This is a genomic window from Nocardioides pymetrozini (genome assembly GCF_046058985.1).
GTDB lineage: Bacteria > Actinomycetota > Actinomycetes > Propionibacteriales > Nocardioidaceae > Nocardioides.
Window position 1 is genome coordinate 3,870,782 of sequence record NZ_CP175556.1, and the last position, 13,256, is coordinate 3,884,037.

At 72.6% G+C, this 13,256-nt stretch carries 12 protein-coding genes; 7 read left to right on the forward strand and 5 right to left on the reverse strand.

What is annotated here, in order from left to right:
• Positions 1 to 21 precede the first annotated feature (21 nt).
• Positions 22 to 1,083 carry a hypothetical protein gene (locus ACJ5H2_RS18960; protein ID WP_408896992.1) on the reverse strand — a complete coding sequence of 354 codons (1,062 nt, stop codon included), beginning with the start codon at positions 1,081 to 1,083 and terminating at the stop codon, positions 22 to 24.
• Positions 1,084 to 1,209: 126 nt separating this feature from the next.
• Positions 1,210 to 3,810 (reverse strand): ATP-dependent chaperone ClpB, encoded by a 2,601-nt coding sequence (gene clpB / locus ACJ5H2_RS18965; protein WP_408896993.1) that lies wholly within the window; start codon positions 3,808 to 3,810, stop codon positions 1,210 to 1,212.
• A gap of 429 nt (positions 3,811 to 4,239) precedes the next feature.
• Here clpB and ACJ5H2_RS18970 point away from each other — a divergent pair, with 429 nt between their 5' ends.
• Positions 4,240 to 5,733, forward strand: coding sequence for a helix-turn-helix domain-containing protein (locus ACJ5H2_RS18970; RefSeq protein ID WP_408896994.1), 1,494 nt, complete (start codon positions 4,240 to 4,242; stop codon positions 5,731 to 5,733).
• An 18-nt stretch (positions 5,734 to 5,751) separates the two neighbouring features.
• Here ACJ5H2_RS18970 and ACJ5H2_RS18975 read toward each other — a convergent pair whose 3' ends face one another.
• From ACJ5H2_RS18975 to lepB, 3 genes are all read right to left on the reverse strand, one after another.
• Complete coding sequence (locus ACJ5H2_RS18975) at positions 5,752 to 6,669, reverse strand: Abi-alpha family protein (protein WP_408896995.1); 918 nt, start codon at positions 6,667 to 6,669, stop codon at positions 5,752 to 5,754.
• A gap of 25 nt (positions 6,670 to 6,694) precedes the next feature.
• Positions 6,695 to 8,029: a hypothetical protein gene (locus tag ACJ5H2_RS18980; RefSeq protein ID WP_408896996.1), complete on the reverse strand. Its 1,335-nt coding sequence runs from the start codon at positions 8,027 to 8,029 to the stop codon at positions 6,695 to 6,697.
• A 149-nt stretch (positions 8,030 to 8,178) separates the two neighbouring features.
• Positions 8,179 to 8,814, reverse strand: coding sequence for a signal peptidase I (gene lepB, locus ACJ5H2_RS18985; RefSeq protein ID WP_408896997.1), 636 nt, complete (start codon positions 8,812 to 8,814; stop codon positions 8,179 to 8,181).
• A gap of 213 nt (positions 8,815 to 9,027) precedes the next feature.
• On the opposite strand from lepB, the gene ACJ5H2_RS18990 reads away from it, so the two are divergent.
• The 6 genes from ACJ5H2_RS18990 (at position 9,028) to ACJ5H2_RS19015 (ending at position 13,241) form a co-directional block, all read left to right on the forward strand.
• Complete coding sequence (locus ACJ5H2_RS18990) at positions 9,028 to 9,618, forward strand: DUF6230 family protein (RefSeq protein ID WP_408896998.1); 591 nt, start codon at positions 9,028 to 9,030, stop codon at positions 9,616 to 9,618.
• Positions 9,619 to 9,729: 111 nt separating this feature from the next.
• Complete coding sequence (locus ACJ5H2_RS18995; protein ID WP_408896999.1) at positions 9,730 to 10,272, forward strand: DUF6114 domain-containing protein; 543 nt, start codon at positions 9,730 to 9,732, stop codon at positions 10,270 to 10,272.
• Positions 10,269 to 11,075: a DUF6230 family protein gene (locus ACJ5H2_RS19000; RefSeq protein ID WP_408897000.1), complete on the forward strand. Its 807-nt coding sequence runs from the start codon at positions 10,269 to 10,271 to the stop codon at positions 11,073 to 11,075. The genes ACJ5H2_RS18995 and ACJ5H2_RS19000 overlap by 4 nt, the downstream gene beginning before the upstream one ends.
• A complete protein-coding gene (locus ACJ5H2_RS19005) occupies positions 11,075 to 11,482 on the forward strand; it encodes a DUF6114 domain-containing protein (RefSeq protein WP_408897001.1) in 408 nt (135 codons plus the stop codon). Before ACJ5H2_RS19000 ends, ACJ5H2_RS19005 begins: the two co-directional genes overlap by 1 nt.
• On the forward strand, positions 11,479 to 12,399 hold the full coding sequence (locus ACJ5H2_RS19010; RefSeq protein ID WP_408897002.1) for a hypothetical protein: 921 nt from the start codon (positions 11,479 to 11,481) through the stop codon (positions 12,397 to 12,399). The genes ACJ5H2_RS19005 and ACJ5H2_RS19010 overlap by 4 nt, the downstream gene beginning before the upstream one ends.
• A complete protein-coding gene (locus tag ACJ5H2_RS19015; RefSeq protein WP_408897003.1) occupies positions 12,399 to 13,241 on the forward strand; it encodes a DUF6230 family protein in 843 nt (280 codons plus the stop codon). The genes ACJ5H2_RS19010 and ACJ5H2_RS19015 overlap by 1 nt, the downstream gene beginning before the upstream one ends.
• Positions 13,242 to 13,256 lie beyond the last annotated feature (15 nt).

Sequence of the window (13,256 nt, forward strand, 5' to 3'; positions counted from 1 at the left end):
GTCGACGGAGGTCCCGGCGGCTCAGCGTCCGGCGTACCAGCGTCCGACCTCGGGGCGCACCAGCAGCCAGGTCGTGCCGGCCATGGCGGCGACCAGGAGGACCAGCGGCCAGGCGGCGAGGGTGAAGAAGAGCGCGACCGCCGCCGCGCTGCCCGCCGAGAGGGCGAGCACGATCCGGGCCCATCCCTGGCCGAGGAACGCGAGCCCGGCCAGGACGACGGCCGCGAGCGCCCACAGCATCAGGCCGGTGAGGACGACGTAGAGGACGGCGAGGAGATCCTTCTCGCCGAGCTCGGACTCCTTCATCAGCTCCGGCTGCTGGCGCATCATCTCGGCGAAGAGCTCGTCGCTCTGCGAGGGGATGACGGCCGCCGTCACCGCGAGGCCCGCGAGCACGAGGGCGCAGGTCAGCCAGGTGACGGTGCAGGCGGCGACGAGCGCCGGCGGGCGCGGACCCCGGCGCGCCGGCTGGTGGGCGGCGGGCGCCCAGCCGGCCTGCGGGGCGCTCGGCACGGCGCCCGTCGCCTCCGGTCCGGGAGGGAGCGGCGGGGTCGGCCCCGGAGCCGGCGTGCGCGGGGGTGCCGCGGGCGACTGCTGGCCCGGCGGCCGCAGCGCAGCCAGGCGGGCGGCGCGGCGCTCCTCGTAGCGCTGGACCCATGGGCGCCCGGCGTACCAGTCCCGGGTGGGCTGCAGCCAGAGGAGCGCGATGCCGGCGATCACCATCGGGGCGAGGAAGCCCGCGGTCGCCAGGCCGCCGACGAAGAGCAGCGGGGCGAGGGCGGTGAGCGCGACCCGGGCGCTCGCCGAGCGCTTGAAGACCTGGATGCCGAGGATCGCGGACGCGGTCGCGGCGCCGGCGCCGACCAGGCAGAGCACCCGGATCATCGTCGCGAGCCCGTCGACCGACAGGCCGAGCTCGGAGGTCATCCCGTCGCCCAGGATGCGGCCGAGCTCCTCCTGCGCCTCGAGGGTGTGGAGGGTCGAGATCCGCTGCCAGGCGGCCAGCACGACGAACACCGACCCGCCGACGATCAACGCTCCGGCCAGCGTCGCCTGTCCCGGTCGGGGCTGCTCCTGGCTCATGGGCCCATTCCATCAGACCGCCCCAGGCGGCGTACTTCCTGGCCGCTTCCTGCGCTTCTTGAGCCTTGCAAAGGCCAGGGACCGCGGGAACCACCGCTCCAGCGGCGATTCCCGCGCCCCCGCGCCTCACCCCGCGAGCAGCACCAGCCCCTCGGCACCACGGTCGACGGTGACCGCCCCCCCGTCGGTGACCTCGCCGCCGATCAGCATCCGCGCGAGCGGGTCGCCGATCGCGGTCTGGATCAGCCGGCGCAGCGGGCGGGCGCCGTACGCCGGGTCGTAGCCGACGTCGGCCAGCCACTCGCGGGCCTCCGGGGTGACGGAGAGCGAGATCCGGCGCGCCGACAGGCGGGCCTCCAGGGAGCGCAGCAGCAGCTCGACGATCTGCGCGAGATCCGCACGGGTGAGGGCGTCGAAGGTGACGATCTCGTCGAGACGGTTGAGGAACTCCGGCTTGAACGACTGGCGCACCACGCCCATCACCGACTCCTTCTGGACCTCCGGCGACAGCGACGGGTCGACCAGGAACTGCGAGCCCAGGTTGGAGGTGAGGATCAGGATCGTGTTGCGGAAGTCGACCGTGCGCCCCTGGCCGTCGGTGAGCCGCCCGTCGTCGAGCACCTGGAGCAGGATGTCGAACACCTCGGGGTGGGCCTTCTCGACCTCGTCGAGCAGCACCACCGAGTACGGGCGACGGCGCACGGCCTCGGTGAGCTGGCCGCCCTCGTCGTAGCCGACATAGCCGGGAGGAGCGCCCACCAGGCGCGCGACCGAGTGCTTCTCGGCGTACTCGCTCATGTCGATGCGCACGATCGCGCGGTCGTCGTCGAAGAGGAAGTCCGCGAGGGACTTCGCGAGCTCGGTCTTGCCGACACCGGTCGGACCGAGGAAGAGGAACGACCCGGTGGGACGGTTGGGGTCGGAGATCCCCGCCCGCGCCCGCCGTACGGCGTCGCTGACCGCGCGCACCGCCTCGGCCTGACCGATCAGGCGGGAGCCGATGACCTGCTCCATGTCGAGCAGCTTGGCGGTCTCGCCCTGGAGCAGCCGCCCGGTGGGGATGCCGGTCCAGGCCTCGACGACCTCGGCGACCTGGGTCGCTCCGACCTCCTCGCCGACCAGCTTCTCGGCGGACTCGCCCTCGTCGCCCTCACCGGCCGCCTCGACGGAGCGGATCTGCTCCTCGAGCGCGGGGATGCGACCGTAGAGGATCTCGCTGGCGCCCGCGAGGTTGCCCTCGCGGGTCAGCTTGTCGGCCTCGATCCGCAGGTGGTCGAGCTGGCGGCGCAGCTCGCCCTCGCCCTCCAGCGACGCCTTCTCTCGCTCCCAGCGGGCCTCGAGGCCGCGCAGCTCCTCCTCCTTGTCCGCGAGGTCGGCCCGCAGCGCCTCGAGGCGCTCGACGGAGGCCTCGTCGGACTCCTTGGCGAGCGCGAACTCCTCCATCTTCAGCCGGTCGACCTGGCGGCGCAGCTGGTCGATCTCCTCGGGGGAGGACTCGATCTCCATCCGCAGCCGGGACGCCGCCTCGTCGACGAGGTCGATCGCCTTGTCGGGCAGCTGCCGCCCGGAGATGTACCGGTCGGAGAGGGTCGCGGCGGCGACGAGGGCGGCATCCGTGATCCGCACCCCGTGGTGGGCCTCGTACTTCTCCTGGATGCCGCGCAGGATCTGGATGGTGTCCTCGACGGACGGCTCACCGACGAACACCTGCTGGAAGCGGCGCTCCAGTGCGGGGTCCTTCTCGATCGACTCGCGGTACTCGTCCAGCGTGGTCGCGCCGATCATGTGCAGCTCACCGCGCGCGAGCATCGGCTTGAGCATGTTGCCGGCGTCCATCTGGCTGTCGCCACCGGCGCCCGCGCCCACGACGGTGTGCAGCTCGTCGATGAACGTGATGACCTGGCCCTCGGACTGCTTGATCTCGTCGAGCACGGCCTTGAGCCGCTCCTCGAACTCGCCGCGGTACTTCGCGCCCGCGACCATGCCCATCAGGTCCAGGCTCAGCACCCGCTTGCCCTTGAGGGAGTCGGGCACGTCGCCGGCGACGACCCGCTGCGCGAGGCCCTCGACGACGGCGGTCTTGCCGACGCCCGGCTCGCCGATGAGGACCGGGTTGTTCTTGGTACGCCGGGACAGCACCTGGACCACGCGCCGGATCTCCTGGTCACGGCCGATGACGGGGTCGAGCTTGCCCTCCTCGGCGGCGGCGGTGAGGTCGACGGAGTACTTCTCCAGCGCCTCGTAGGTCGCCTCGGCGTCCTGCGAGGTCACCCGGCGGTCGCCACGCACCGCGGTGAGCGACTCCCGCAGCGCGTCCGCGCTCAGCCCGGCGTCCGCCAGGACCCGCTGGGCGCTCGACTCGACAGTGGCCAGCGCGATCAGCAGGTGCTCGGTCGCGACGTACTCGTCCTTCATCGACCGGGCCAGGTCGAGCGCGGACGCCAGCACGCGGGTCAGCGCGGCGGACCCCGCCGGGTGCTGGACGGTGGCGCCGCTGGCGCGCGGCAGGGCGTCGCGGGCCGCCGAGGCGTCCCGCACGAGGGCGGGCACGTCCACCCCCGCCTTCGCGACGAGGTGGGCGGCGGTGCCCTCCTCCTGGAGCAGGAGGGCGACGAGCAGGTGGACCGGCTCGACGGTGGTGTTGCCCGCCGTGGTCGCGGCGAGCTGGGCGGCCTCGATCGCCTCGCGGCTGCGCGTGGTGAACTTGTCGGCCCCGAACTGGCTCATGTACTGGCTCCTCGAGAGTGCTGGCTCCATCGTGGCCGGAGAGCTCCGGCCGCTCACCAGGCACAACGTGCGCAAAGTTGAGTCTGTTCCACTCAACTTTGGAATTTTCGGGCGGCGCGCGGGAAGGGGGCGTCGAGGCTGCGGCGCTGCGCGGTCCGGCGGGCGCGCGGGCGCGGGTGAGCGCCGGCCGGGCGGGGAGGAGAGGGGCGCGGCGGGCGGACGGTTCTCGGGCCCACCCGCCCACCGCGAGCTGTCGCGGTCGGCCCCCGGAGCCGTCCTCGCCGTCCCCGGGGCGGGACACGCGACCCCACATCGCGCTGGCTGGGGCCGACCGCGCTGCCCCTGACGGTGACACAGCGACGCCGCCGGCAGGCGATTGTTTCGGCACGGTGGTGACATGAAACGCCGCCGCGGAGGCACGATAGCGACGTGGCTCGGCACACCGGCGAGATCGACGACCCGACCCCCCTCGCGGGGCCGCGGATCGACGTCGGCGCCCGGATCGGCTGGCTGCTGCGCGCGAGCCGGGTCGCCGCGGGCGTCCCGCTGCGGGACTTCGCGAGCCGCGCCGGCGGCAGCCCGCACCTCTCGCCGGCGACGCTCTCCCGGGTCGAGACCACCGGGCGGCGCAGCGGCGCCGTCGCCGCGGCGTACGAGCGGGCGCTCGGGATGCCGGACGGCCATCTCCGCGCGCCGATCGACGTACTGTGCCGGACCTACTCCTATGCGCCACCCGACACCGACCCGTACGTCCCGGAGCCCACGCTGGCAGGCTTCAGCGCCGCGGTGGAGGCGGTCCAGGCCGAGGCGCCCAGCGCGCAGGACTGGCTGCGCTTCGCGGAGTACCACGTGCACACCGCCTTCGGGCTGACCGCCGACACGATCCGGCCCCTCGTGGCGCGCCTGGCCCTGGAGCTCGGCCGGGCGGCCGGGCTCGCCCACCAGCTGCGCTACGAGGCCCTCAGCAAGCTGCGCTGCAGCGCGTACGGCGAGGTCGTCGCGGACGTCGTCCGCGAGGCCGTCGAGCAGCCCGGCATGCAGCGCCCCGCCGACCTGCTCAGCGCCGTGACCGAGCTGCCCACCCCGGAGCTGGTCACGTGGTGCGGCGAACTGCTGTCGCACGAGTCCTGGGTCGTGGCGCGGGCCGGCTGCCTCGGCATCCAGAACATGCGCAGCGTCGGCGGGCTGCGCCGGGACGACTGGGTGCCCCTGGTCCCGGCGTACGCCGCCGCGTGCGACGCCGCCGCGGGCGACCCGCTGCGCCAGCCGATCCTGAGCGCGACGCTCGCGAACTGCCCGCCGGAGTTCCGTACGGCGGTGCGCGGCCGGCTGACCGAGGAGCTGGTCGAGCCGCGACGGGCCGCGACCTGGACCCGGAGCCGGCGCAACCACCACTTCGCGTACGCCGCCTCCCTGGCAGCACAGGTGGGCGACACAGGAGTCGGCGAGTCGATGCTGGCGCGGCTGCTCTTCGAGGTGCTCTACGACTTCCGCGCCACCCACGTGACGACCTCGTCGTTCCTGCTCGTCGCCTCGCCCTTCGCCGACACGGTGCGCGAGCTGATCTGCCGCTCGGCGCTGGACGGTCCCGACGAGGTGACCCGCCACGGCGCCGCCTTCGCGTTCGCCAACCTGATGATCCCCTTCGACACGGCCGACCCCGCGCCCTGGCTGGCCGCGGCGGACCCCGTCCTCCGTGGGGCGGGGCTGAGCATCTGCGGCTTCGCCGGCGTTCCCCTGGACAGCGGCCTGCTCCGCGAGCTCACCACCCGCGACGACCGGGTCGCCTACGAGGCGCTCTTCGCGGCCGGCATGGCGCAGCAGCCGGAGCTGGCCGCCCTCGCCTCCGCGACCGAGCTGCCGGCGCCCGTCCGCGCCGCCGCGCGGTGGTGGCAGACGGCGGGCGGGCGGATCGTCACCTGAGCCGAGCCCTCCGGAGCCCTAGGGTGCGTCGAGCTCGGGCGGCGTCTCGTGCTCGGGAAGGCTGTCGCTCGCCGCGGTCTCCTCGTCGACCAGGGCCAGCTTGCAGAACTCCTCGCCGAAGGGCGTCAGGTGGATGCTGCGGCGCACTACCTTCGCGAACTTCACCGAGTGCAGCGCCGCCAGGACGTCGGGCTGGGCCTCGAGCACCTGGTACTCGAGGTGGTCGCGCACCGGCTCCCGGGAGAACCAGACCAGGCCGAGTCGGAACAGGTTGTTGAGATACGACGGCACCTGCTCGAGATAGCGCAGGCCGGCTCGCGGGCCGACCATGTTGAGGCCGGGAGCGATGAGCTGGCTGCTCACCATCCCGATCGGACCTCCGGTGCGCACGTCGACCGCGGGCTGCGGCCCGGAGCGCAGCAGCATCACCAGGATCCGCGCCTCGTCCGGCGCGAGCTCGTCGAGGATCCGGTCGAACGCCGGGTGCCGGTCGTCCTGGCTCCACACGTCGCGGGAGCGCTCCAGCAGGTCGTTGCCCCGCTCGCGCAGCGACTGGGCGCGGGAGGCGACCACCTGCCCGTCCACGACGGGCACGGCCACGACCTCCCGGGGCCGGTCCGGGCTCGCGCCGAGCGACTCCCCCGCCCGCATGAGCGCGGTGGCGACGGGCACCCCGTCGGAGACCTGTCGGGCGACCTCGCCGAGCGCACCGACGTACGAGCCCACGTCGCGGATCAGCGAAGCAGCCTCGTCGCGGTTGGTCACGGCGCGCCCGACCCGCATCCAGTTCCGTGTCGTGGTGCGCAGGCCCCACCCGGCGGTGTGCAGCGCTGCCGACCCGGCGACGCGGGCCAGGCCCGGCAGCGACTCCGCCACCGCGGGCCCCGTCAGCGCGGGCAGCCGGGGCAGGCCGTCCCTGTCGAGATCCTCAGTCATGTCAGCTCTCCGGTGCTCGGACTCGTCAGTTGGGCGGGAAGCCGGGGATCCAGCCCCAGTTGAAGATGCCGAGGTGCAGGAAGCCGCCCGCCGCTCCCATGATCGCGCCGTGGGCGTAGAGCATCCACTCGTCCTCCTTGATCGCCGAGCGCATCATCTCCACGAAGTCCTTGGGCGGCAGCTCCTTGGTGCGCCGCGCGATGAGCACCCGGATCTTCTCCGACTGCTGCTTGCTGAAGCCGGGGTCGCGGAACGGCGTGATCGTGCGGCCGACCGCCTCCTTCGCGAACGAGTCCTTGATGCTGTCGTAGCGCCGGCCGCCCATCGCGACGTTGACCGCGCCGCGCAGCGGACCGGCGGCCTTGTCGATCGCGGGCCGCATGGCGGTGGCGATCATCTGGCGGGTGCGGTCGCCGCGCGGGCCGTCCATGAGGAAGTCGCCGATGCGCTCCAGGGTGATCACGTCGTCGGCGATGATCCGGGCGTACACCTCGGCGCACTCGTCCTGGCGGCGCAGGAACAGGCCCTGGACCTTGATGCCGAGGATCCGCCTCTCCTCCGGCGGGTCGAAGATCAGCCACATGCCGAGCAGGTTCGTCGTCCACCCGACCACGACACCGAGCAGGGGCAGCAGCCACCAGATGTGCCAGGTCTGGTCGACGACCGCCACCGGGATGCCCAGCAGGAAGCCGAAGATGAAGCCGAAGGCGACCATCAGGTTGAGCTCGCGCTGGCCGACGTCCTTGAAGACCTTGACGACCAGCTCCGGGTTCTTGCGGAAGTGGTCGATGACCATGATCTTCGGGTCGAGCAGCTGGTTGATGTGGACGCCGATCTCGTCGGTGATCGTCTTGACCACGCCCGGCAGCTGGGCCTGGACCCGGTCGATCACGGCTTGGCGCACCGGGCGGGGAAGGTCGCGCCACAGCCGGGGGTGCTCGCGCATCATCACGTCGTCGACGAGCGCGGGCAGGTCGGGACGGAAGACCGCGACGATGTGCTCGGCGATCTGGTCGGGCTCGAGCTGGGCGTAGAACTCCGCGGGAGTGCCGAGCTTGGCGATCACCTTGTCGACCGCGATGCTGCCCATCTTGGCGGCGCGGGCCGGCACGATGCCCTGCCAGCCGAGTCCCCCCTCCATCCATCCGGGCACCTCCTGCAGCTTGCGCGGCAGCACGCCGGCCACCTCGCGCAGGCCGGGGACGCGGAAGCCGTAGAAGTCGATCGGCTTGAAGAGCATCCACAGACCGGACCAGTTGATCAGCCAGCCGATGATCCCGGTGAAGAACGGGATCGACACGAAGGCGAACCAGTCGACGTGGTGGACCCAGTCCTCCAGCCACTCCAGCACTGCGTCCACGCGCACCTCTCGTCCTGCGGCTCCCGGCCGTGCCCCCATGCACCGACGGACCCGACGGGTGGAGGTTAACGCCTGTTGTGGCCAACGGCACAGGGATCTCAGGTCACGGTGTCACACCAACCTGCGCGGTCGCGGAGCCTCGTCCGGGCTCAGTCGGGATCCCTCGCGACCAGTCGCGGAGCGCCGGGCAGACCGCCCATCTCGCGCAGCGGACGGAGCCGGAGCACGACGCGGGCCTTGACCTGATCGCGCCGGACGAAGCCGAAGGTCCGGGAGTCGTCCGAGCCGCCCCAGTTGTCGCCGACCACCCAGTACGAGGCCGCCGGCACGGTGACCCACTGCTGCGGGCGGCCGGCGGGCAGCGACGTACCGTCGTCGTCACAGCACGCCTCGGTCTTGGCGCCCACCCGTCCGGTCCAGGCCGGGTTGTCGACGACGTACGTCGTGTCGTCGGCGGCGGGCCGGACCAGCACGACCGGCGGGTCCAGGTCGGCACGCACCCGGACCTGGTCGCCCGGAAGCCCGATCACCCGCTTCACGACGGGGATCTCGCGGTCACCGAGGGTGCTCTCCACGATGTCGAAGCGCCCGACGTCACCGGCACCACGGGGGTCGACGAGCAGGCGGTCGCCGCTCGAGAGCGTCGGCTCCATGCTGCTGCCCGTCACCGTCACGGAGAAGGCGAGCGCCGCGATCAGAGCGAGCATCACGGCGAAGAACAGCACCAGCGCTGCGACTCCGAGCACGGTCCGCACCCAGGGGCGGGCGTCGGCGCGATGGGTCACGGCGAGGAACGGTACGTCATCGGCTGCGGGCCGGGCGTTCTCCGGGACGGCTTCGCGAGAAATCTGTTACTGGGTGTCGCGCACACCCCGAGATGTGTGTCACACTCCGTCACGCTTGGCCTACAGGCATGGGGATGCGGCCAGGGTTCCACCGCCGGTTCGGGAGGGATCGGCGGGTGCCTTGTAGGAGGAAAGTTGAAGAAGGTCGAAGGAATGGGCCGGACCCGTCTGGGCCGGTTCGCGGCAGTCACGGTCCCGGCGACCCTGCTCACCGCAGGTCTCGGTGTCGCGATGCTGCAGGGAATGGTCGGCGCCGTGCTGTCGTCGGCCGACGGCTTCACGCTGAACAGTGACCGGATCACCAGTGACGGGCTGAAGGCGCGCACCGGCGCGGCCGACGTCGCGGGCGGTGACCAGGCCACGATCTACGCGGAGACCGGCACGACCACCAACGCGAGCGGCATCGAGGTCATCACCCCCGACGTCACGATCCCGCTCATCAACCTGCCGGCGCACCTCGAGGTGACCTCGACGGACACCACGATCGCGCTCGGCTCGGTGCAGCTCAACGCGCAGACGTTGAACACGCCGAACGGCGCGACGCTGGGCACGACCACGATCGGTCAGGCCCAGTCGTCCGCCGGCTTCGCCAACACGACGGCCGAGAGCGGCTACGTCGCCGACGGCTTCGCCCTGACGAGCAGCTCGGCGGACCTGCCGAACGTCAACGCGAAGGCGTACGCGATCACGCTGCAGGGCCTCGCCCTGGACAACCTCTCGCTCAAGGTTGCCCTCGGTAGCTGACCGGCCCCGGCTGCCGCGTCCCGCGGCAGCGCGCCCCACTCGCCCCGCCGGGGCGCGCGCACCCCTGCGCGCCCCGGCGCGGCACCCGCCTCTGCCTCGTTGGGATCTCGCATGACTGACACCCTCGGCGCCCCGAGCGCCAGCACGACCAGCTCGACCAGCGCGACCAGCTCGGCCGCGACCGCCTCGGCCGCCTCGGCCGGTCCGGAGCCGCGGCCGGGCCGCGCGACCCGGCTCCGGCACCGCTTCGCCCGGTTCCGCCGAACCCGCCCGTTCTGGGGCGCGGTCGTCCTCAGTCTCGGGGCGTACCTCATCGCCCGGCCGCTCCTCGGCGGCACCTTCGACTTCTACACGACCATCGGCGCGCGCAGCATCACCCCGCTCCTGCTGGCAGGAGGCATGCTGGCCGCGGCCGGCATCGCCGTCGTCCGGCCCGCGCAGCGGCACTTCCCCGCCCTCGTCGCCCTGATGCTCGCCGTCGCCTCGCTGCCGCTGGCCAACCTCGGCGGCTGGCTGGTCGGCATGGTGCTCGGCATCACCGGCGCCGGGCTCGTGTTCGCGTGGACGCCGTACTCCGACAGGCAGCTGGCCCGCTTCGCCGAGAAGGACGCGGCGAAGGCGGCCCGGCGTCAGGCTCGGCGAGCGTCGCGATGAGCGCTCGTCGGCTCCTCCGGGAGCAGCTCGCGCGACCGCTCGCGCAGCGCTGGTCGCTCGTCGACGACGGGACGCGACGGGGCACCCGCCGGCGAGCGCTGGTGCCGCTCGCCGGCGGGCTCGCGGCACTGGTCGCGATGTTCCAGCTCGTCAGCAGCAACGTGCTCGCGGTGAACTTCACGACGGCCAACCAGGAGTTCAAGCTCTACTCGAACTACCTGCAGGGCGCCCAGGCCGCGGGCTTCCTCTCGACCAACGACAGCTCGACCGGCCAGGACAACGGCGTCGCCGAGCTGGGCATCCGGTCGGCCAAGCTCGCCGGGCTCTGCGCCATCGCCTACGAGACCGTGCCCGTCGTCGGCGAGGTGTCGTTGATGATCATCGCGGGCGTCCCGGTGAGGAGCTCGTTCGCCAACGGCAGCAACACCACCACCGACGGCGCCGGCACACCGCTCACCTTCGACGCCAACGGGCTGCTGACCGGCGGCAACCACATCACCGCGAGCAACCTGTTCGTGAACTCCCGCTCCCTGAACGGCTTCGGCAACCTGATCAGCGGCATGAACCTCGGGCAGAGCGCGGACACCGTCGACACCACCGCCGGGATCGACTGGCCGGCCCAGCAGGCGCAGCCGGACGCCGGCGACTTCGGCCTCACGGTCGACCGGCTCAACGTCGGCGGACTCGGCGGCGACACCTACGGCATCAACCTGCAGGGAGCGATCACCTTGCCGAACCTGAAGATCAAGGTCGTGGGCGGCCACAAGACACAGGCCGACTGCCCGACGCAGGCGGCCGGCTGATGGGCCCGCGGCTGCGCGCGGTCCGGCTGTGGCTCCGGACCTTCCGGCGTACCCGGCCGTTCTGGGGCGGGCTGTGGTGCATCGCCGCTGGCGTGTGGATCGTGCGCTCGATGTTCTTCACCTTCTTCCTCGCCGTCAGCGGTGGCTGGAGCTACTCGGCCGGCTACATCCTCGGCGGGGGGCTGGTGCTCTTCGGCCTCGTCGCCTGGTTCGCGCCGCACTACCGCGGGCTGGTGGGCATCCTCGCCGTCCTCCTCGCGCTCGCGGCGTTCGTGGCGGCCAACCTCGGCGGCTACCTGGTCGGGTCGGTGCTGGGCATCGTCGGCGGCTCGATGGTGTGGGCCTGGGGCGAGAAGGCGCCGCGGCGTACCCGAGGCGGCCGCCGGCGGGCCGTCGCGGTCTCGTGAGGACGTCCCTGGCCCGGCAGCGGTGGCTGGTGGTCACAGCGGTGCTCGCGGTCCTGCTCGCCGTCGTGCTCGTGCCGAAGGCCGGCGAGGGTGCCCTCGGGCAGGCGCGGAGCGGCGCGTACCAGCCGTTCGCCTGCGACCAGCCGGGCAGCAGCGACCCGCAGCAGCGCCGCCAGGAGGTCCAGCTGGACAACGGCGCGGGCGACTTCAACGCGGCGGGCCGGATGCATCCCTGTCTGGCGGGCGTGCGCTGGCACCTCCAGTCCGGCAACGTCGCCACCTCGAACCCGGACGCGGCCATCGGCCAGATCCGGACGGCGTACGGACGCAAGTTCCCCAACACCGTCTACTACGCCGCGGCCGGCAGCCGGAGCGACCTCTACCAGGTGGCGTTCAGCGGGCTGCAGTTCTGCACCGGCGACACCACGCCGGTCGGCGCGTGCCCGAGCGCCGGCACCACCGACATCCAGCTGTACGCCGACAGCGGCGACGCCCCCGCACCGAAGCCGGCGACCGGCTACCGGCTGACCATCGACCCGGACCAGGCGATCACCATCGGCGGCGCCGGGGTCTGGACCGAGGTGCTCACCACGGCGGAGAGCTCCTTCACGGTGCCCGTCGCCCAGCTCCCGACCGCCACCCACCTCGCGTGCGGTCTGGTCGGCGGCGTGGCCCGGGGCGGGTTCCTCGGCATCGGCGGCACCTGCGAGCTCAGCGCGGCGGACTTCGCCGGAGGCCTCGCCCAGTGGCTCGGCGGCGGCGAGAACTACACGCTGCTCGGCATCAACCTGGACTTCTACTACCTGGTGACCCACCGGCAGAACCCGACGGATCCCTACACCGAGGTCCCGGTCGACGGCTCCGGCAGCCCGCTCAACTCCGTGCAGCTGCCCGACACCACGATCTCGGTGAGCTGATGACGGCCCGCGACACCGTCCACCACGACACCCACCACGGCACCCGCTGGCGACGGCTCGGGGCCGCGCTCGCCGTCTCGCTCGGGACGCTCGGCGGCCTCGCGACGCTGACCTGGCAGCAGGCACTCGGCTTCGACGCGACGGTGGTCATCCAGGACGGGAGCGCCACCTTCTCGTCCTCGCAGATCACCGCGGACGACGCCGCGTTCGGCATGGCGCCGGTGCGCGTCGGCAACGGCACCTGGAAGAACCTGCTCCGCGCGGGCTTCGCGCGTGCCGGCATGGACGGGCTGTGCGTGTCCAAGACCGAGACGGTCGGTCCCGTGAAGTACACCCTCAAGCTCACCGCCGGCGACGGCACGTCCGCGCTCGAGATCCGGGCCGCCGATGCCGGCTTCGACGTGACCACCCTGAGGGGTAGGGGCATCAACCTGCAGGGCAGCACGCAGATCGGCCAGGCCACGACGGACCTGACCACCGCGCCGGGTGCGGCGCCGTACCTCGCGAACCCGTTCGGCGTGCCGGCGACGTACGACGGCGGCTTCTTCGGACCGGGCGCCACCGGCCCCCAGGCCTACGGCGCCACGGGCAACGGCGGGCACGTCAACGGCCAGGGGTTCACCGGCATCGACGCGACCCGCGGCTCCCTCACCGGCGTCTACGGACAGCTGTGGCAGGCCCAGGTGAGCGGCAACATCACGCTCCCCCATCTGCGCATCCAGGTGCTGCCCTTCAAGGACGACATCGGCTTCGCCGCCAACGGCACCCCCACGACCACCCCCGACGGGATCGACGACCGCTCCTGCTGGACCGAGGCCCGCCAGGGCACCTTCCCCCGCTGACCGCGAGGTGTGAGT

Coding starts and splice junctions, on each gene's coding strand:
- ACJ5H2_RS19005 (WP_408897001.1), top strand. CDS start 11,075: ATGGGCCCGCGGCTGCGCGCGGTCCGGCTGTGGCTCCGGACCTTCCGG.
- ACJ5H2_RS18960 (WP_408896992.1), bottom strand. CDS start 1,083: ATGAGCCAGGAGCAGCCCCGACCGGGACAGGCGACGCTGGCCGGAGCG.
- ACJ5H2_RS18995 (WP_408896999.1), top strand. CDS start 9,730: ATGACTGACACCCTCGGCGCCCCGAGCGCCAGCACGACCAGCTCGACC.
- ACJ5H2_RS19015 (WP_408897003.1), top strand. CDS start 12,399: ATGACGGCCCGCGACACCGTCCACCACGACACCCACCACGGCACCCGC.
- ACJ5H2_RS18975 (WP_408896995.1), bottom strand. CDS start 6,669: ATGACTGAGGATCTCGACAGGGACGGCCTGCCCCGGCTGCCCGCGCTG.
- ACJ5H2_RS18990 (WP_408896998.1), top strand. CDS start 9,028: ATGGGCCGGACCCGTCTGGGCCGGTTCGCGGCAGTCACGGTCCCGGCG.
- ACJ5H2_RS19000 (WP_408897000.1), top strand. CDS start 10,269: ATGAGCGCTCGTCGGCTCCTCCGGGAGCAGCTCGCGCGACCGCTCGCG.
- clpB (WP_408896993.1), bottom strand. CDS start 3,810: ATGAGCCAGTTCGGGGCCGACAAGTTCACCACGCGCAGCCGCGAGGCG.